At 52.7% G+C, this 19,262-nt stretch carries 19 protein-coding genes and 1 pseudogene; 16 read left to right on the top strand and 4 right to left on the bottom strand.

The window, feature by feature from the left end; translation table 11 throughout:
• The first annotated feature begins 85 nt into the window (after window positions 1-85).
• From AWJ19_RS33605 to AWJ19_RS33545, 13 genes are all read left to right on the top strand, one after another.
• A complete protein-coding gene (locus AWJ19_RS33605; RefSeq protein ID WP_068730095.1) occupies window positions 86-526 on the top strand; it encodes a hypothetical protein in 441 nt (146 codons plus the stop codon).
• An 11-nt stretch (window positions 527-537) separates the two neighbouring features.
• Window positions 538-1,038: a hypothetical protein gene (locus AWJ19_RS33600; RefSeq protein WP_068730090.1), complete on the top strand. Its 501-nt coding sequence runs from the start codon at window positions 538-540 to the stop codon at window positions 1,036-1,038.
• 134 nt (window positions 1,039-1,172) lie between these two features.
• The gene (locus AWJ19_RS33595; RefSeq protein WP_068730088.1) at window positions 1,173-2,756 is read left to right on the top strand and encodes a sigma-70 family RNA polymerase sigma factor; all 1,584 of its coding nucleotides are present in this window, start codon (window positions 1,173-1,175) and stop codon (window positions 2,754-2,756) included.
• Between the two features lie 28 nt (window positions 2,757-2,784).
• Complete coding sequence (locus AWJ19_RS33590) at window positions 2,785-3,552, top strand: metallophosphoesterase family protein (protein ID WP_068730086.1); 768 nt, start codon at window positions 2,785-2,787, stop codon at window positions 3,550-3,552.
• 2 nt (window positions 3,553-3,554) lie between these two features.
• Entirely contained in the window at window positions 3,555-3,827 is a 273-nt protein-coding gene (locus AWJ19_RS33585) for a hypothetical protein (RefSeq protein WP_068730084.1), read from the top strand.
• A gap of 34 nt (window positions 3,828-3,861) precedes the next feature.
• Complete coding sequence (locus tag AWJ19_RS33580) at window positions 3,862-4,098, top strand: hypothetical protein (protein ID WP_068730082.1); 237 nt, start codon at window positions 3,862-3,864, stop codon at window positions 4,096-4,098.
• A gap of 111 nt (window positions 4,099-4,209) precedes the next feature.
• A complete protein-coding gene (locus AWJ19_RS33575) occupies window positions 4,210-4,521 on the top strand; it encodes a hypothetical protein (protein ID WP_068730080.1) in 312 nt (103 codons plus the stop codon).
• 211 nt (window positions 4,522-4,732) lie between these two features.
• Entirely contained in the window at window positions 4,733-5,791 is a 1,059-nt protein-coding gene (locus AWJ19_RS33570) for an iron ABC transporter permease (protein WP_068730078.1), read from the top strand.
• A 2-nt stretch (window positions 5,792-5,793) separates the two neighbouring features.
• Window positions 5,794-6,828 (top strand): iron ABC transporter permease, encoded by a 1,035-nt coding sequence (locus AWJ19_RS33565; protein ID WP_068730076.1) that lies wholly within the window; start codon window positions 5,794-5,796, stop codon window positions 6,826-6,828.
• Window positions 6,829-6,865: 37 nt separating this feature from the next.
• On the top strand, window positions 6,866-7,906 hold the full coding sequence (locus AWJ19_RS33560; RefSeq protein WP_068730157.1) for an NAD(P)/FAD-dependent oxidoreductase: 1,041 nt from the start codon (window positions 6,866-6,868) through the stop codon (window positions 7,904-7,906).
• A gap of 163 nt (window positions 7,907-8,069) precedes the next feature.
• On the top strand, window positions 8,070-9,632 hold the full coding sequence (locus tag AWJ19_RS33555; protein WP_068730074.1) for a spore germination protein: 1,563 nt from the start codon (window positions 8,070-8,072) through the stop codon (window positions 9,630-9,632).
• Window positions 9,622-10,827 carry a Ger(x)C family spore germination protein gene (locus tag AWJ19_RS33550; protein ID WP_068730072.1) on the top strand — a complete coding sequence of 402 codons (1,206 nt, stop codon included), beginning with the start codon at window positions 9,622-9,624 and terminating at the stop codon, window positions 10,825-10,827. The genes AWJ19_RS33555 and AWJ19_RS33550 overlap by 11 nt, the downstream gene beginning before the upstream one ends.
• Window positions 10,828-10,856: 29 nt before the next feature.
• Window positions 10,857-11,954, top strand: coding sequence for a GerAB/ArcD/ProY family transporter (locus tag AWJ19_RS33545; RefSeq protein ID WP_068730070.1), 1,098 nt, complete (start codon window positions 10,857-10,859; stop codon window positions 11,952-11,954).
• A gap of 2 nt (window positions 11,955-11,956) precedes the next feature.
• Here AWJ19_RS33545 and AWJ19_RS33540 read toward each other — a convergent pair whose 3' ends face one another.
• Window positions 11,957-12,184: a hypothetical protein gene (locus AWJ19_RS33540; protein ID WP_068730068.1), complete on the bottom strand. Its 228-nt coding sequence runs from the start codon at window positions 12,182-12,184 to the stop codon at window positions 11,957-11,959.
• A gap of 148 nt (window positions 12,185-12,332) precedes the next feature.
• Between AWJ19_RS33540 and AWJ19_RS33535 the strand changes: the two genes are divergently transcribed.
• From AWJ19_RS33535 to AWJ19_RS33525, 3 genes are all read left to right on the top strand, one after another.
• On the top strand, window positions 12,333-12,692 hold the full coding sequence (locus tag AWJ19_RS33535; protein ID WP_068730065.1) for a cobalamin biosynthesis protein CobW: 360 nt from the start codon (window positions 12,333-12,335) through the stop codon (window positions 12,690-12,692).
• A 196-nt stretch (window positions 12,693-12,888) separates the two neighbouring features.
• A complete protein-coding gene (locus tag AWJ19_RS33530) occupies window positions 12,889-14,064 on the top strand; it encodes an AI-2E family transporter (RefSeq protein WP_068730063.1) in 1,176 nt (391 codons plus the stop codon).
• A 21-nt stretch (window positions 14,065-14,085) separates the two neighbouring features.
• On the top strand, window positions 14,086-15,570 hold the full coding sequence (locus tag AWJ19_RS33525; protein WP_068730061.1) for a carboxylesterase/lipase family protein: 1,485 nt from the start codon (window positions 14,086-14,088) through the stop codon (window positions 15,568-15,570).
• Window positions 15,571-15,726: 156 nt separating this feature from the next.
• Here AWJ19_RS33525 and AWJ19_RS33520 read toward each other — a convergent pair.
• The 3 genes and pseudogenes from AWJ19_RS33520 to AWJ19_RS33510 all read right to left on the bottom strand — a co-directional run.
• Window positions 15,727-16,578: pseudogene (locus AWJ19_RS33520) on the bottom strand (SUMF1/EgtB/PvdO family nonheme iron enzyme); the annotation flags it as partial.
• 103 nt (window positions 16,579-16,681) lie between these two features.
• Window positions 16,682-17,317, bottom strand: a complete 636-nt coding sequence (locus AWJ19_RS33515; protein WP_068730056.1) for a glycoside hydrolase family 11 protein — start codon at window positions 17,315-17,317, stop codon at window positions 16,682-16,684.
• Between the two features lie 743 nt (window positions 17,318-18,060).
• A complete protein-coding gene (locus tag AWJ19_RS33510; protein WP_068730054.1) occupies window positions 18,061-19,233 on the bottom strand; it encodes a substrate-binding domain-containing protein in 1,173 nt (390 codons plus the stop codon).
• Between the last annotated feature and the right edge of the window lie 29 nt (window positions 19,234-19,262).

The following is a 19,262-nucleotide window of genomic DNA, read 5'->3' as shown; positions in this document are numbered from 1 at the left end:
TATCTCCATTAATCGGTGTTTGATACTGGCATACACTATATTTTGAAGGACCAGATCTAGTAGAGAGGGAGGAAGAAATACCACTGTGAAAAAAGCATTCAACACCTTCAGCGCGATTGTTCTGACTCTTTTCTTGCTAACTGCCTGTCAATCCAATCCACAACCGACCGAAGATGTGCGTATGAGACTGAGCGATGTCAACAAGCTGCTGGATGATAATAAAATGGTTTTTAAAGAAGCAAGTGCTGCGAACCCCGCCACAATCATCAGCCAAACTGCGAACGCACAAGTAACCTTTATTTTTCCTCTTACCTACCAGACCCTGCATGTGTACGAGTTTGAGAATGCACAGGATTTGGCCGATGAGCAGGAGGCTTTGCTTGAAAGGTTTGAAGAAGCTTATTTTGACGCAGAGGTTGTGGAGATCGTACATAATAATGTGTACATGGTCACAGCTAAAGATTTAGGGGAAGAGGAATCAGAGCTGGAGCGGCAGGTTAGGGAGATTTTTGAAGAGGAGAAGTAAGGGAGGCGCGAATGAACGAAACGATTCTAACACAAATTGAGCATGCTTTAGAGGATCATTCTATAAAAGAAGACCAACTGACAAACCAACTTAACAGACTCATTTCTATACTAGAAATAGGGGAACAAGCAGATTTGCACGGCCACCTAAGCAAAAAGCAAACAGTTCAATTCTATAACCTGCTGCCCGCACTGGAGATTCATCCCTCCGCTAAGGAACATATGACATGGAAGTACATCAATGATAGAGTCAACGACGAATGTCGGAAATCTTCATACCTGAGCGAACAACTGCTTGAAGAGCTTTCTGCCAGCTACCGGCAGGATAATTTTTTGGCACTGGAGAGCATCGTTATTGGCTGTTTGAAGGCTGACCGGATTGATCCGGAGCATGTAGCCAGGTTAGAGACCCTCTTTTCCGGAAAAACATTTCGCAAAGAAGCAGATGCTTTCAGATGCAGGAAGATTAACACTACCTCCACTCCACACGCCTCAAAACCTTACCCCGGTTGACGCCGCCTCCGAGTCCACTCCCACGCCCTTTTACCCATCCCATTCCATATGCTACATTTATTCAACACAAGGTAACCTTTTAGCCCCTAAACGGCACTTATAGATAAGAACATGTGAAAAGAGGTCCGGCAGGCATGGAATCGCGGTGGATTGAGGAAGCACAGCAAGGGGATACGGAAGCGTTCGGGCGGCTGGTGGCGCATTTTCGCGGGATGGCGTTTGCGGTGGCGTATGACAGGCTGAGAGATGTGCATCTGGCGGAGGATGCCGTGCAGGAGGCGTTTCTGGAAGCCTATACGTATATCGGCAGGCTTGAACAACCGGCTGCTTTTCCGGGATGGTTCAAGACGATTGTCGTCAGACAGTGCCAGCGGGCGCTGCGGCGTAAACGGCATGCCAGTCTTCCACTGGAAGAGGCATCCCGTCTGACGGATGGGTCACAGACAGTAGCTGAGCTTGCCGAGCAAAAAGAGGGCGCACGCATTCTGCAGCAATCGGTGGCGGAGCTGAGCGACCGGCTGCGGGTGCCGCTGCAGCTGTTCTATTTCTACGGCTACTCCCTGCAGGAAATCTCCGCTTATCTGGACATTCCGCTGTCCGCACTCAAAAAGCGGCTCTTCGATGCGCGGCGCAAGCTCCGCGGAGCACTTCCTGTCATCGACCTGGCTTCGGTGTTCAACAGTTTATATGAAGGAGGCAGGAACATGCTGCATATTGTGAACGGTGATAGTGTGGGGAATATGCTGAAGCAGGGCATCGTGCAGGGGGATGTGCTGGTCTGGAGAGAGGTGTATTCGGCAGGACCGAATTTTGTAAATCCTGCAGGTGAACAGGAGCGGGCTTTCCGCGCCAAAATACTCGAACAGTCGATGGGCATTCCGTCATCGGAATATACAGCCGGCTGTGCTGAGCAGGAGGAGCAGCTGCGCGGTTACAGCCGCTATGAGGAAGTGGTGCTCTGGTTTGAGCATGACCTGTTCGACCAGAGTATGCTGGCCTATCTGCTGCACTGGTTCAAGGGCCAGAGACTAGGCCGCACCAGACTCAGCCTGCTCTGCATCGGGGAATTTCCCGGAATAGAGCTGTTTCACGGGCTGGGCCAGCTGACACCGGAGCAGCTCAGTACGCTTAACGGAACATGGCGGAGCATCGGGTCTAAGGAACTGGAGCTGGGCAGCGAGCTGTGGCAGGCCTATACCGCCTCTTCCCCTGAGCCGATGGCCGATCTGCTCGAGCTGAGAAAAGCAGAGCTGCAGGCATCTGCTCTTCCTTTTGCCTATACTGCATTTCAGGCCCATCTGTCGCGTCTGCCCTCTGTGGAGAACGGACTGGGCATAGTGGAGCAGACAACCTTGCTCAAGGTGCGCGGCGGAGCTGACACTCCAATGAAGCTGTTCCGGCAGGTGACGGATGAGCTGCATGTGCTCGGGATGGGCGATCTGGAATACTGGCTCTATCTGCGGGGGATGGTACAAGGAGCGAACCCGCTAATCCAAATTGATGGTGCGGAGGCTGCAGACAACTGGGATTTCCGGCAGGTGCCTGATTTTCTGAACCGCAAAGTAACAGCTACAGCGCTGGGCGAACAGGTGCTGGACGGTATAGAGGACCGGGTGGCTGCACAGGGGATTGATGTGTGGTACGGCGGAATGCATCTGCATGGCCATTCGGTACCTTGGCGGTGGGACAGTCTGGCGCAAAGACCCATGCGCATGTAGCTTTTGATGCTATAATAAGGTTCTGATAATGACTGGGAAGGAGTGGAAGATCATCAGAACCTTAGTGATCAGCGATATTCATGGCTGCTACCGGGAATTTAACGCGCTTTTGCGAAAAGCGGGCTATGTCCCGGAGCGGGACAAGCTGGCGCTTATCGGCGATTATGTGGACCGGGGGCCGAACAGCAAGGCCATAGTGGATCAGGTGATGTCCCTCCATACGGAATTTGGGGCGGTTGTCCTGAAGGGTAACCACGACAAAATGGCCTGTGACGCGCTGCTCAGCGATGATGAGGACAAGCTCGATCTGCACTGGCTGAACAACGGCGGGTTTTATACGCTCGCCAGCTACGTAGGGGCGGATGCGGATTTTGTGCAGCAGGATCTGGGCTGGGCGGAGTATATCCGGATCAAGCACTGGATCAGGAAGGCGTACAAGCATCATCTGGATTTTTTGGGCTCGCTGCCGCTGTATCATGAGACTGAGGACCATCTGTTCGTGCATGCGGGGATCGATCCGGCGCTGGCGGACTGGAGAACGCAGAAGGATGATGATTTTATCTGGATCAGGGAGCCGTTCTATAATCATCCGGTAACGAGTACAGACAAAACCGTTGTATTCGGCCACACCCCAACCTCCGAGTTCCAGGAAGAACCCGGCATCTGGTTCAGCCCGCACGGCGACAAAATCGGTATAGACGGCGGCTGCGCTTATGGCGAGCAGATGAACTGCCTGGAAATTGGTGAGGAAGGGTATAAGAGCTACAGTGTGCGGCTTGAGAGGACAAGGAGATGAACATGGACAACCAGGCAACGGGCAATATTACATATTTCAGTGTGCTCAAAATCTGCTACAGGCTTTACGGAGTGTATTTATTCGCAACGGGATTTCTTGATATTCTAAGCTATGGTGCCTATTTCCTTAGCCTTGAAGCTTATCTTCAGCTGCTGGTAATGGCAAAAATAGAAGATTTGTATTCGGCTGTACTTACTCTGTTGAGCGGTTATCTTATGGTGCTTTCTACTTCTGGCAAAGAAAAACTGCCGCAGGCTCGTGCGGTTCATTATTAAATAAGCTTGTAACCAATAAACGGAGGTCTAGTTGATGAAAAAAGTACTTTCCCGCATCGGGCTCGGGCTGCTGGTTCTGCTCATCGTTTCCATCGGGGTCTGTTTTTATATCGGTGCATTTACTTATGCCTTCAGGCTTATGATCCTGCTGCTGTTTGTGTTTGGCGGCATGGGGGCCATTTATAAATTGAAGAATGACGAATATATGTATTACGGACACACAGGCAGCAGACGCAGCGACAGGGAGGAGTACGAAGAATATACACGGTAACGGACAGTTCATGGCAGACGGAGCAGGGGCAGGCAGAAGGTCTGCCCGGCCTACAGCGTACATAGAATGGTAGAAGTCATCATCTACTCTACTGCAGCAGGAGGCTTGCGTATGGATGAGAAGATTCAGGCGCTTATGAAGTCCGTCGATGCACTTGTAACCGATATCATGGAGCCGCTGCGCCGGAAAATGATCAATGAGTCCGCCTTTGCCAGGCTGTATGCCGCGCTTGAGGAAATAGAGCTCGTAATCAGGCAGGAGCAGCAGATTGACAGGCAGCTGGCAGCGCAGTTGTTTCTGGTCTATTCGCAGCTGGTAACCCAGTCCAATTATGTGTATGATAAAAGCCCGTTTGTCCCGCATATCGGCAAACTGCAGGGGATGATCCGCAAAATATTCGGCGGTGCCTTGCAAAATGTGTAAACGTAAGCGCTTTACAGTGCCCCGTTATTGTCTGCTGCGGCAGAGGACAACGGGGCTTTTTCGCAGGCATAGCGGCAGAAGAAAAGGCTGGCAATAGATTTTTTTGGAAGGACCTTTGGGTTTGTCCATTGCCAAACCATGGCAATCTATCTTACAATACTATACTATAGTGATAATGAGAATCAATTTCAAAAGAATGGGTGAGAGATTCATGAATCATCAGGCAACTGCCGGCGAAGGGCAGACCCGGACTGCGGATCCTGTGAAGTTTCGTTCACGCCCGTGGGCGGCAACGCTGATTTTGATATGCGGTCTGATTGCCCTGGTATTCGGCATTGCAGTTTCAGTGTCGTTTGGAGCGGCCGATATCAGGCTGTCCGTGGTATGGACCGCTGTATTTCATTTTAATCCGGATCTGACGGATCATCAGATTATCCGCGAGCTGCGGATGCCCCGGGTGCTCGGCGCGGCGATGGTCGGTGCAAGCTTTGCCGTTGCGGGCGCTATCATGCAGGGAATGACCCGTAATCCGCTTGCGGACTCGGGGCTTATGGGGATTAACTCCGGTGCCGGATTCGCGCTGGCTGTATGTTTTGCCTTTTTCCCGCAGCTTCCGTTTATGTATCTGATTCTGTATTCCTTTATTGGCGCAGGCATGGGGGCGGGAATTGTCTACGGGATTGGCTCCCTGTCCCGGGGCGGGCTGACTCCAGCCAGGCTGGTGCTGGCCGGCGCGGCCTTCAGTGCGCTGCTCTCGGCGCTCAGTGAAGGGATCGCGTTATATTTTAACATCGGACAAGACCTGGCCTTCTGGTATGCGGGAGGGGTGGCCGGAACGAAATGGTTCCAGCTCAAGATCATGTTCCCGTGGATCGGCGGAGCGATTATCGGAGCAATCGTCCTGTCCAGATCCATCTCTATGCTCAGTCTCGGTGAAGATGTCGCCAGAGGGCTTGGACAGCGTACAGGGCTGGTCAAGCTGGCCGGGGCATTAATCGTGCTGATTCTGGCTGGAGCATCTGTATCAGTGGTTGGGGCAGTGGGCTTCATCGGTCTGATTATCCCCCATCTGACGCGTTATCTGGTCGGGGTGGATTACAAGTGGATTATTCCCTGTTCGGCTGTGCTCGGCAGTCTGCTGGCAATCTTCGCCGATCTGACGGCAAGAATGATTATACCCAAGCATGAGACTCCATTCGGTGCCATCATCGCCCTGATCGGCGTGCCTTTCTTCCTGTATCTGGCCCGTAAGGAAAGAAGGGAGCTGTAGCCATGCAGAAAACAACCGTACTATCCTATGAATCCGCCAGACGCAGACGCGGGCTGACGATTCTGGCAGCGATAGCTGTACTTATTGTAATTGCTTTTATAATTAGTGTGAACACGGGATACATACGATTAACGCCTCTGGAGCTGCTGAATACGATGCTGGGGAAAGGAACGGACAAGCAGGAGCTGATTCTGTTTGATTTCCGGCTGCCGCGTATCGTCATCTCGCTGCTGATCGGAGCCGGACTGGCTGTTTCCGGTGCGGTTATGCAGGGCGTCTTCCGCAATGACCTGGCGGATCCCGGTATTCTCGGCATCAATGCCGGGGCCGGGCTGATGGTCATGCTGATGGTCTCCTTTTATCCGACGACCAATGCGGCTCCGGTTTATTTTCTCCCGGTCATTGCGTTTGCCGGGGCCGGCCTGACTGCCGCCCTGATCTATGCGCTGGCCTACAAGCGGCATGAAGGCATCAAGCCGATCCGTCTGCTGCTGACCGGTGTTGCCGTTGCTGCCGGGATCAGCGCCGCGATGATTGTACTCACGCTGCGCCTTGATCCCGACAAATATCAGTTTGTCGCGACCTGGCTGGCGGGCAGCATCTGGGGAACCAGCTGGAAGTTTGTATTATCTCTGCTGCCCTGGATTGTCATCCTGGTACCTTACGTCATCTACAAGGCGCGGGTAATGAATGTGCTCAACCTGGGTGAACAGACAGCGGTCGGCCTGGGAGCTAACGTCAATAAAGAGCAGTTCAAGCTGCTGGCCGCCGCCGTGGGTCTGGCTGCCGCGAGCGTGGCCGTCAGCGGCGGAATCGGCTTCGTCGGCCTTGTCGGGCCGCATCTGGCGCGGCGGCTGGTCGGACCCAAGCATCAGCTGATGCTGCCGGCCTCAGCTTTGCTGGGCGCTCTGCTGGTGATTACGGCCGATACGATCGGCCGCTGGATCCTGCAGCCGTCGGAGATTCCGACCGGCATCGTAGTCGCCGTCATCGGCGCACCTTATTTTTTGTATCTGCTGGCACGTACGAAGTCATAGGCTGCTCGGCCACCATTCAACCGGAGGGGATAACATGATTGATCAGGAACTGGAATTATACGACGTGACAATAATCGGCGGGGGACCTGCCGGGATGTATACAGCTTTTTACAGCGGGATGAGAGATCTCAAGACGAAGCTGATCGAAGCCAAGGAAGAGCTGGGCGGACGTATGCGGATCTATCCCGAGAAAATGATCTGGGATGTAGGCGGTGTCACCCCGACCCTCTGCGGTGATCTGATCAAGCGGCTGGAGGAGCAGGCCCGCACGTTCGAACCGACTATTGTGCTTGGGCAGCAGATTATTAAGCAGGTGCGCCAGGAGGATGGTACGTTTATACTGACCTCGGCTACAGGCGAGCAGCACTGGACACGGACAGTCATTCTGGCCATCGGCTACGGCATTCTGCAGATGGCCAAGCTGGAGATTGAGGGAGCTGACCGTTACGAGGTAACCAATCTCCATTATACTGTGCAGGAGCTGGAGCCGTTCCGCGGCAAGCATGTGCTGATCTCCGGGGGCGGTGACTCGGCGGTGGACTGGGCGAATGAGCTGGAGAGCATCGCAGCCAGCGTCACAATTGTTCATAGAAGAGACCAGTTTGGCGGACATGAGAAGAACATCTCCCGCATGAAGGCGTCATCGGTCAAGGTACGCACACCTTATACAGTGAGCCAGCTGCACAGCAATAGCGGCGAAACTATTGATCAGGTCACAATCACCCATGTCGAATCCGGCGAGAGCGAGCAGTTCGCTGTAGATGCGGTCATTGTGAACCACGGGCTAAAAGCCGACTTCGGCCCGCTTCGCGACTGGGGTCTGGAGATGGGTGAATGGTGGGCCAAGGTCAGTCCCAGGCTGGAGACGAATCTGCCCGGTATTTTTGCCGCCGGAGATTTCGTTGATTATGACAGTAAAGTCCGCCTGATCGCCGGGACATTTACGGATGCGGTGCTGGCTCTGAACAGCGCCAAGCTGTATATGGATCCGGATGCTCCCAAATACGCTTATGTGTCTTCCCATAATGACCGGTTCAAAGAGAAAAATAAAGCGCTGGGCGTAATTGATGACCACTAGCAGACAATAACAGAATAGAGAATCATCCTGGCTGTCAGCCTGCAGGTATTCTGCGGGCAGGCAGCTTTTTGATCTTTTCAGGGTCTCCATACCCTCCCGTTCATTCCATAAGCTGCATAAAAAGAGTTTAGCAGGCGAATAGTAAGCGGGGAGGTGCTTGAACATGCCTAAACAACAAACACAATCCAATCCCGGGGAGATCTCGAACAGCGGGCATGAGGGTCCGCCTATTTCAATGGATCTTGAGGACACTCTCAAGCAAATCCATGAAAGGCTCGGCAACAGCCCGGATTTGAATATACGTAAGTATGAGACCCTCGATCATGAGAACCATGTGGCTGTTATGTTTATAAATGGGCTTGTAGATAAAGTGCTTGTAGATGAATATGTCACTCATGCCCTGTCTTTTGCAGAAATTAGGGAGAAGGCTCCTTCTGCCGAGGACCTCTTTCTTTTTGCCAAGGAAAAAGCGCTGAGCATCGGTAAAGAAAAGGTGGTAGAAGACCAGAACAGCTTGCTGGAAGCGTTGCTGTCCGGAGATACCATCATTCTTTTTGACAAGCTGGATAAGGGCATCAGCGTAACCACAAGCGGCGGCGAAGGCCGGTCGGTTACTGAAGCGACAACACAGGTCAATATCCGCGGGCCCAAAGACAGCTTCACCGAGTCGCTGGGGACGAACATAGCGCTGGTGCGTAAACGGATTAAAAACCCGAATCTCTGGATTGAGACGATGACGATGGGATCGGTAACCAAAACGGATGTGTCCATTGCCCATATTCATGGCCTGGCCAAGGAAGAGACGCTGCAGAAGATCCGCAAAAAGCTTGCTGACATCCATGTCGATTCCATCCTGGAATCCGGATATATTGAGCAGCTGATAGAAGAGAATAATTACTCGCCTTTCCCTACACTTTACAATACCGAACGCCCGGATAGTGTAGCCGGAAATCTGCTGGAGGGGAGAATTGCCATTTTTGTGGACGGTACTCCGTTTGTGCTGATTCTTCCGGCTACTTTTTTTATGTTTTTTCACACGGTTGAGGACTATTACCAGCGCTATGATATTACCTCTGTTATCCGGGTGCTCCGGTTCATATGCCTGCTGGTGTCCCTGTTCGGGCCGGCGATTTTTGTTGCTGCGCTTAACTTTCATCAGGAGATGATACCGACACCGCTGCTGATTAATTTTGCGTCGCAGCGGGAAGGGGTGCCGTTCCCGGTCGTTATTGAGGTCCTGCTGCTGGAGGTCACTTTTGAAATCATCCGTGAAGCCGGTATCCGGATGCCTTCCCAGATCGGCCAGACTGTCTCGATTATCGGCGGTCTTGTCCTGGGACAGGCGGCAGTCCAAGCAGGGATCGTCTCTCCTGCGATGGTCATTGTCGTCTCCCTTACGGGAATTTCCAGCTTTGCGACTCCGGCCTTCAACATGGCCCTGTCCATCCGCATTCTCCGCTTTGTGATCACCTTTGTTGCAGCTTATATGGGACTGTACGGAATTGCCATTATCGGGCTTATCCTGGTTGCCCATCTGTGCAGCCTCCGTTCCATAGGTGTGCCCTATATGTCTCCGGTAGCTCCCTTTGCACCGGGGGATCAGAAGGATATTTTCCTGCGGACACCGCTGCATTTCATGAAGACCCGCCGCCGTCTGATCAGCAAGAACAGTAAGGTGCCGGGAACCACCGCTCAGCTTGGCCAGGACAGCCGCCATGAAAAGTAAGCTTGCACTGCTGCTCGCTGTTTGCCTAGGCTGTTCTATGTTGCTGAGCGGCTGCTGGAACAGCCGTGAGCTGAATGAGCTGGCCATCGTCAGCGGAATCGGCATTGACAGCCTGGACGGCAAGCCGGGATACCGGGTGACCTTCCAGATTATTAACCCGTCTTCATCCTCGCAGACAATGGGCTCCACCAGTAATCAGCCGCCGATCGTCATTGTTTCGTCAACGGACCGCACGATCTTTGGAGCACTCCGCAAAGCGTCAAGACGGGCCACCCGCCAGCTTTTTTTTGCCCATACCCAGCTGGTGATCATCGGGGAATCGCTGGCCAGGAAAGGAGTTACCAGTATCTTTGATATTTTCGAACGGTCGCATGAGCTGCGGCTGAACTCAGCGGTGCTGGTGTCCAAGGATGCGGATGCTGCTTCTGTTCTTAAACTGCTGACAACGCTTGAAACGATGCCATCCATGGGTCTGCTGAAGAAAATGCAAAACACGTCCAGGGTATGGGGCGAGAACCGCAGGGTTACTGTGTTCGAAGTGATCAACGGGATAACCGGCGCAAGCGATTTTACCATTAACGGGGTACAAATTGTCGGAAATGCTGTGGAAGGGGAGAAAAAGAGTAGTCTTGAGCAGTCTGATCCTATGGTTGGATCGCTGATGAGCGGATTAGGCGTTTTTAAGGAAGAGAAACTGATTGGCTGGCTGAACGGACCGGAATCCAGGGGCACGCAGTGGGTGCTCGATAAGATCAATGAGACCAATATCAATGTGGACTCTCCGGACACGGAGGAGGATATTGCCGTTAATATTTTCTATTCCAAGACCGGGGTAAAAGTGGAGCTTAAGGACGGCAAGCCGGTGTTCCATGTCCGTATACGGGAAGAAGGGATTATTAATGAGACCGGAGGATTTGTGGATCTGAGCAAGGAGGAGGAGATGGAGGCACTTGAACAAAGTGTTGAGGAGAAGACTGCAGCCGAAGTGAGGCTGGCGTTCGAGGCTGCACAGAATATGAAATCGGATATTTTCAATTTTGGTAACGAGCTGAAGCGTATCCATCCTGAGCAATGGGAGAAGGTGAAGCAGGACTGGAGTTCTGTTTTTGCCGAGGGGGAGCTTGATCTTCAGGTGGAGGCATTCATCCGCAGTACAGGAATGCGGCTCAAGCCGTATATTCCAACCAAAAAATAAACGTCTGTCTAGGAACGGGGGTCCATTATATGCGAAAGGAAGTCATTGGTCCGTTTCAATTGTTTGCCATGATCGTTCTGTTTGAACTGGGGACGGCGGTAGTTGTCCCGATTGGCCTGGAGAGCGGTCATGCGGTATGGATCTCCATCCTGGCGGCGCTTCCGGGCGGTATCCTGCTGTTCATGCTCTACACTTACCTGTACCGGCAGTTCCCGGATCTCGTCATTAGCGGGTATACCCGGAAGATTCTCGGAAAATGGATCGGCTGGCCGCTCAGCCTGCTGTACCTGCCGGTTCTGACTTACAACGGCGGCAGAAATTTGCGGGAGGCAGGCGATCTGCTGATCTCCTCTTCGTATGACCGGACACCGATCTTTATTATCAACTCCATCATGATCATTGCTGTAATGTATATCCTGTACCAGGGCATTGAGGTATTCTCGAGAACCTCGGAAATTTACTTCTGGCTGATTGTGATTATGGGAATGATTTCGAATTTCGTTGTAATTATTGCCGGTCTGGTCCAGTTTAAAAACCTGTTTCCGGTGCATCCTGGCGAATGGATTGAGGTGTACAAGTCGGCATATCCTAATATCTGGATTTTCCCTTACGGGGAGCTGGTGTGCTTTACAGCTGTTCTGCCCCATTTCAAAGCGAGGAATAAGGCCGGCAGAACCGGTGCGGGTGCCATTACCCTGAGTGCGCTGCTGCTCAGTTTTACACATGCGATTGAAATGTCGGTGCTGGGCCCGGATATTTACAGCCGCACTACCTTCCCGATGTTCACGACAATTACACTGGTCAATGTAGCTAATTTTTTGCAGAGGCTCGATGCGCTTGTAATTCTGACGCTGATCATCGGGGTCTTTTTCAAAATGTCCATCTACTGCTATGCGGCTGTATCCATTACAGCGGATTTATTTCATGTCAAAGAACCCCGCAAGCTGGTTATTCCCGTGTGCTCGGTGGTGCTGTATAGCTCGTTTGTCAGTGCGGAGAATTACCCTGCCCATATGAATGACGGAAAAGTATTTCTGGAGAATATCCTGCCCTTCCTGTGCGCCGTCATTCCCATTCTGCTGTTCGTTGTGCACCGGGTCCGGCGCAGGTTCGGCTGGTACCGTTAGGGTTAATTGCGGGTGGACTTGCGGGGTTTGAACAGATCTGCAGCGGCAAAAAAGACGGGGAGGCCTGCGAACACAATCATACAGCAGGCTTCCTGCAAGGTTGTCGTGGCAAACACGGAGATAATCGATTGCAGAGACCGGGTCATACTGGTCCCCGCAATCATATCTACACTAACAATCATTCCCAGTGTCAGCAGGGCGAGTACCATATAGATTCCGATGATTTTCATACCTCTGATTCCTCCTGTTCCTGAGATTCGGGCTTCCGCCGGGGCGGAAACTAAAGGTATTATCCCCATCGTTAGAGAAAGGTACTCAGAGCAGTTTAATCTAATCTGCGATCAGGGTAAAAGGGAGTAGTATAAGGAGGGATTGCCTGTGACGACATGGAATCTGCAAGGGACAGTGAACCACCTGCTGATCTGTAACGGCAGCAGCTGCAAAAAGAACAAGGGTGAGGAGGTAGCCGAAGCAATCGAAGCAGAAATTGATAAACAGGGTGCCGGAGGAATCATCCATACGACCGTTACCCGCTGCAACGGAAGATGCTCCGATGCGTGTGTAGTCATTTCCTACCCGGACGGCGTGTGGTACCGTGAAATGACCCCGAAATCGGGCAAGGCCCTTGTGCGCAGACTGCTGGAAGGGGAACGGCTTGAGGAGAATATCGTTTATACGTATGACGGGCAGCTTATCGCGGCTTCATCCAAAGGCACCAAGGGCAAGAAGAAAAAGTAACGGAGTACCAGCACTATAACCGGAACAGAGCAATCAATGGCGTACATAGCACAGCCCGGACAGGAATCCGGGGCTGATTAACAAGAACAATTTTCACCCTTGAAATTTGACTTGCAGGCCATGCGTTGACTATGCTTATATCAGTGCATTTTATCACAATATAAGTTGAAGGTTCGTTGCCGGGGGGAGTGTATTAATGGAGAGGCTGCACGTATGGCCTGAGCGGTTTAAAAGATTTTTTCTGAATAACAGATTTGTTGTGTCTTTATTGGTTATTCTGCTGATCGGCATTAACATTCTTGTATTTTCCAAGGTTCCGTTTATTTTCAAGCCGGTGTCCGCGCTTCTGCACACGGTGGCTGCCCCGCTGCTGTTGTCGGGGATTGCCTATTATCTGCTGAATCCGCTGGTAGACCGCATGGAGACAAGAAGCAAGATTAAACGGGCCTACGGGATTGTCATCCTGTACCTGGCTATTGCAGGGATTGTCACGCTTATCCTGTTGACGGTAATTCCGATTATCCGCACCCAACTGATCGGGCTGATCGATAATTTCCCGAAATACAGCACCCAGATTCAAGATGAGTTCATTAATCTGACCGGCAGTGAGCTGTTCGGGCGGATTCAGGAAAACGTAGGGGTAGGTACCAGCCTTGATTTTGGGGATCTGACAAACCGGGCGACCACATGGGCCACCTCGTTTCTGAATAATGCAGTGAACGGGGTCGGCAATTTCGTCGGTGCGCTGACGGAGATTGTTCTGGCCGTGGTTACTACACCGTTCATCCTGTTCTATCTGCTGCGTGACGGCAAACGTCTACCTGATTATCTGATGCGTTTCATCCCGAATGCCCTGCAGCCGCAGACCCGCCTTGTCATGAAGGAAATGAACAGCCAGGTGGCGTCTTATATCCGGGGACAGATCATCGTCAGCTGCTGTATTGGTGCGCTGCTGTACATAGGCTATCTGATTATCGGGCTGGAGTATTCGCTGGTGCTGGCGATTGTGGCTGCCTGTACAGCAGTGGTCCCTTATCTGGGTCCGGCCATCGCAATTACACCGGCGTTGATTGTAGCGCTGGTTACGTCGCCTTTTATGCTGCTGAAGATGATATTCGTCTGGACGGCTGTCCAGCTTATTGAAGGCAAATTCATCTCACCGCAGATCATGGGCAAATCGCTGAAGATCCATCCGATTACGATTATTTTTGTCATTATTTTTGCCGGAAAAATGTTCGGTGTACTCGGCATTATTCTTGCGGTTCCGGGATATGCCGTGCTCAAGGTTATCGTTACCCATATCTTTCAATGGTTCCGGTTCCGTTCGGGACTATATAGTGTAGAGGCAGAAAAAGAAGAAGCCAAGGAGTAGGTCTGAAAGGATGATAAGCAAATGACAAGACCCGTTGCGGATACGATATACGGAAAAGTACAGGGGGCTCAAAGCGGCGGAGTGAACGTCTGGCGCGGCATTCCGTTTGCTGCACCGCCTGTCGGGGAGCTGCGATTCCGTGCTCCCCAGCCGCCGGAGCCCTGGGATACCTTAAGGGAGGCTGTGGAATTCGGGCCGGCTGCACATCAGCCGCCAAGCTCCAGCAGCATCCGTTTCGGCGGGACACAGCCGGTCTTCTCGGAGGATTGCCTGTATCTGAACGTCTGGGCGCCGGCGGGCGGGCAGGAGCTGCTGCCGGTAATGGTCTGGATTCACGGCGGCACCTTCCTGACGGGAGCGGGCAGCCAGCCGATGTTCAACGGCGCAAGTATGGCAGAAGCGGGAAACGTCATTGTGGTTACTGTCAATTACCGGCTGGGGCCGTTCGGCTTCCTGCACCTGTCCCCGTTTGGCCCTTTTGAGTCCAATCTCGGGCTTCTTGATCAGATCGCGGCCCTTCAATGGGTGCAGGATAATATCGCCGGCTTCGCAGGCGATCCCAAGCGGGTGACAGTATTTGGTGAGTCAGCCGGCAGTATGAGCATAGCGGCACTGCTGGCGATGCCTGCCGCGAAGGGGCTGTTCTCCGGCGCAATCATGCAGAGCGGGGCGGCACAGACACTGAAGCCGCAACTGGGCGCGCAAATTGCTGAGGCCTTCCTGGCCGAGCTTGGCGGTGACGTGAACCTGCTGCAGGCGGTACCTGCGCAAGACATTCTGACCGCAGCCGCCAAGATGGCCTACAAGCTCTCCGGCGATTCGCTCAGCATGCTGTTCCAGCCGCTCATTGATCCGGCGACCCTGCCAGTGGAGCCTGCTGAAGCGGTGGCCGGCGGCGCAGCCAGCGGGATTCCGCTGATGATCGGAACGAATCTGCACGAGGGCCATCTTTTCTTCCGGGGCGACCGGGAAGGGGCGGGCTTTGACCAGTCGCTGAAGGCACTGGAGCTGATGCTGGGTGTCGGTAACCTGGCGGAGCTGGCCAGCCATTATCCCAAGAACTGGGAAGGGCAGGCCGCGTTAATGACGGACCTGTACTTCTGGGACAGCTCCATCGCGTTTGCCGAACGGCAGCTGCCTCATGCTTCTGTCTGGATGTACAGATTCGACTGGACCATTCCCGGCCATCCGCTGCTGGACAAGGCTATCCATGGGGCGGAGATTTATTATGTCTTTAATACGATAGACCTGCTGCATCAGTATGGGGTGTCCGTCAGCCCTGAGATGGCTGCGCTGGCTGGACAGATGCAGGCGGCCTGGACTGCCTTTGCGCACCGCAGCAACCCGGAAACGGCCGGCTTGGACTGGCCTGCCTACGTTAAAGGCGAGCGGGCCACGATGATCTTCGGGCAGGACATCCATGTGCAGACCGACCCCGACCGGGAAAAGCGCAAGCGGCTGCTGTCAGCCCTGCCTGCTTCCCGGCAGGCCTCGGACCCGGAGTAAACGGCTTAACCAGAGAGAAGGCCCCGCGTTTCCGGTGAGGGAAGAGACTGTAAATCGGAAGAGCCGAAGTAGAGTGAAGATGATAACCGCCAGGCCTATGCTTGGCGGTTCTTTTACAATTTTAGGAATTTGCTGTTCCTCACGGACCGCATGCACCACCCGAAACCCCTGATCCGGCCCGTATCCGCTGGCCTCAAACTTGCCGCGGAACGAAACCGCATTGTTGCTTACATCACCGATCCAGCCGCCGCCCTTTACGATCCGGTAGGTGCCGCCGCCGGCGTCTCCTTCGCTGTACCAGTCCCAGCACCACTCCCGTACATTCCCGGACATATCGTAGAGCCCCAGTTCATTCGGTTTTTTGCCGCCGCCGGGTTTGGTTTTATTGTTATTTTGTTCAATAACCGGCCAAAGCCAGTCCCCTGTCAAATAACGGTCGCCGGCATTCCGCCAGTACCAGGCCACATCATCCGCGGTGTTGCTGCCGCTGTACGTATAGCTTTGGCTTAAACCGCCGCCGGTTGCGGCATATTCCCATTCTGCCTCTGTCGGCAGCCGGTAACCGTCAGCTCCCGCATTTGGCTTTACCGTCCATTTCAGTGGATCGTTGACGCTTTTGTTGGCCGGGTCCCGGGTCTCCTTGTCTATAAGATAATAGGGTTCAAAGCCCTCTTGAATGCTCCGTTTATTGCAATACTCCACAGCATCATACCAGCTTACCATTTCAACCGGCAGACGGCTGCCTTTGAATAAGGACGGATTGCCGCCCATGACCTCCATCCATTCTTGCTGTGTAACCTCATACTTGCCGATATAGAAATCAGAGAGAGAGGGGCCATGACCAGCGTAGTTGGTCTTGGTGCTGATAAAGGATCCGCCTTGAATGAATACAAAGCTGTCCTCCCCGAGAGGATCCTCCTTGGGCTCAGAAGGAGCGGACTGCTGCTGCGAACAGGCGCAGAGCAGGGCCAATAAGGCGATTGCAGGGATAAGCCACAGTTTGCTCATGAACAATTCTCCTTTATTCTGCCGCAGACTGCCGTGCTCTTCACCGGCAGCAAGCCGTCCGGCGGTTAAACCGGACGGTTCTCGGTCAACTGTGATTATCCGCTTACCATACCGTTACATTGGAGCTGCCGCTGCTCTGGTAGCCTTCCGTTGCCAGCACCTGGTAGGACCAGCTGCTGCCCAGATTCATGCCTTTGCTTTTCCAGGCGTTCACATGGTTGGCGAAAGTAATTGCGACGTTGTTGCCGGTTGCCCGTTTCGACTGACGGACACTCCAGAACTGGGTGAACGTCGCAGTGCCGTCGATGGAAGGCGCATTAGTCCGGGTTGTTGTATAGATATCATAGGTGCCCCCGTCACTGGTTACGGTACCTTTGTAATTGCCTGTAGGCCGGTAGGTGCCCCAGCTGTCTACAACGTAGTATTCGATCAGTGTGTTCCGGGTCCACCCGTAAAGGGTTAAATAGGCATTGCCAGAGGGCGACCATACACCGGCATTGTAGTTGATTGTCCGGGAAGCCGATCCGGTATTCCAGCCTTTACCCACTACAAAATTACCTGTATTAGACCAATTAACACTGTAATTTCCTCCAGAACCATTGGTAGCGTTTACAGTTCCTCCGCCATCAGTCCAGTTCTGCCAGTAATCAGTCGCTGCGGCACCTGCGGTTGCTGCAAACATGCCAAAAGCCATTGAAGCGGTAAGAAGTGTTGTCACTACTTTTTTAAATTTGAACATGGGTATTACCTCCTAGAGTTTAATTTTTTTCAATGCTTGATAATGTGCTTCCGGAATGCGGTATTGCGCAGTATTCCTTGCTATCACATCTGCAATGTCTCCTGGAGTACATGCTTTAATGAATCCCTGGCGTTCAAACTTCCCCGCTGCCGCCTCCTTTCATTATGGTGGATCTATGAGCATATTTGCTTGAATACGAGATGATTATAGAATAACAGCGCTATCATTTCTAATTACCAAATTAAAGGTGTTACCCGATTTTTTTTATATGTTTCAAACAGATAGATTCAAATTGAGAGAATGGAAGCTATACTTTCACGATTTGTAAAAAATTTCATTTTCTTTCTCTGGCCAGGTGCCCATGACCAATGTGATTTTTGGGCAGATGAGTGGATGGGGGAATCCTCTTCGCTTCGTCTAGCTAGTATCTCCAACGTAAAGGAATTTTTCCCAAGTGGGTAGGAGGAGGAAGGAAGGAAGGAAGGAAGGTCAAAGGGAAAAATCCCCTTGAATGAGCCGGACAGAGCGCCAGTGAGCCAAATCAAAGGGAAAAATCCCTTTGAATGAGCCGGACAGCGCGCTCGCGAGCTTAATCAAAGGGAAAAATCCCCTTGAAATAGCCATCCCGAGCGCGAATCTACCATTATCCGCGCAGCCCGGCTACCCGGCGCAAAAAGGGAGTGTTTCCGGACAGCCGGAGCACTCCCTTTTCATACCACTGTTTAGAATGGGACAATCATCGGTCAGTTAACAGGTACATAGCCGGTCTTGGCCACCAGCTCCTGTCCCTCCGGAGACACGATCCAGTCCAGAAAGGCCTGCATTTTGGCGGAAGGAGGACCCGCTGTTACAGCATAAAAGTTAACAGTATAAGGATATGCACCGCTGCGGATGCTTTCCTTGTCCGGCTCAACACCGTCAATGGCAAGCAGCTTGAGTTCGTCGCTCCGGTTCATCTGAGAGGCGTAGTAAAGGAAACTGAAGCCGATGGCATTTTTATAGTTGCGGTAACTGGAAGTCCGGGAGATAATCCCGCTCATGAGATCCATCACATCATCAGACGGCGCCTGCATCAGGGTGCGGTCCTTCATGATTTTTTGCAGCATCGATTGGCTGCCGCTCCCTTCATCGCGCTGAAAGGCTCTGATCCGGTCATTCCGGCCGCCGGCCTGCTTCCAGTTCGTAAGCTCCCCGGAGTAGATGTCCATAATCTGCTCTGTGGTCAGGCTGCTGACAGGATTGCGTTTGTTGACAAAAAAGACAAAGGCTTCACGGCCGATCGGTGTAAGCACCAGCTCGCGGCCGGCCAGCTTGGCATCCTTCTCCTGGGCAAGCGAGGGAGCCGCGGTAAAGATAATGTCCGTTTCACCGGAGAGCAGCCGCTGATACGCGTAAGATGTGGAAGAACACACGACCGGATTATCTGCAAAATCGTACGGGTCATACTCATCCTCCGGGTATACGGCCTGCACAAATGCGGAGTAGAGCGGATACAGCGCAGTAGCTCCGTCTAGCCGCGGCGGATTGTCTGTAATCTTATAGGAAGCCGGCTGTTCCAGCAGGGCAACTTTGGACCCGGGATGAAAAGGCTGATATTGCTGCAGGGAGACCTCCTGCTCGTTTACCTCAGCCAGGCTGTTCACATAAGCCTTGTTCAGCTCATACCCGCCGGTTGCCAGCAGGCAGAGCCCCAGGAACGATGCAAAAGCAATGCCCCGGGTTCGGGATGTGAACCAGCCGAAGATAGAGCACACGATATAGGCGCACAGTACAGCAGCGACCACGGCAGTGAGCGGAGCATAGAAGCGGAACCCGCCCAGCAGTGCAACAATGAAATAGCCGACAAATGCCAGCAAGGCAATAGGAACTACGGCTACTATAGAAAACAGCAAATTTAACCAGATTGATCTTTTCACAGTTACCCTCTTTCTATATACTGGAGTAT

The organism is Paenibacillus sp. DMB5, from assembly GCF_001517085.1.
Taxonomy (GTDB): Bacteria; Bacillota; Bacilli; order Paenibacillales; family Paenibacillaceae; genus Paenibacillus_AQ.
This window is presented reverse-complemented; position numbering and strand designations above follow the sequence as displayed.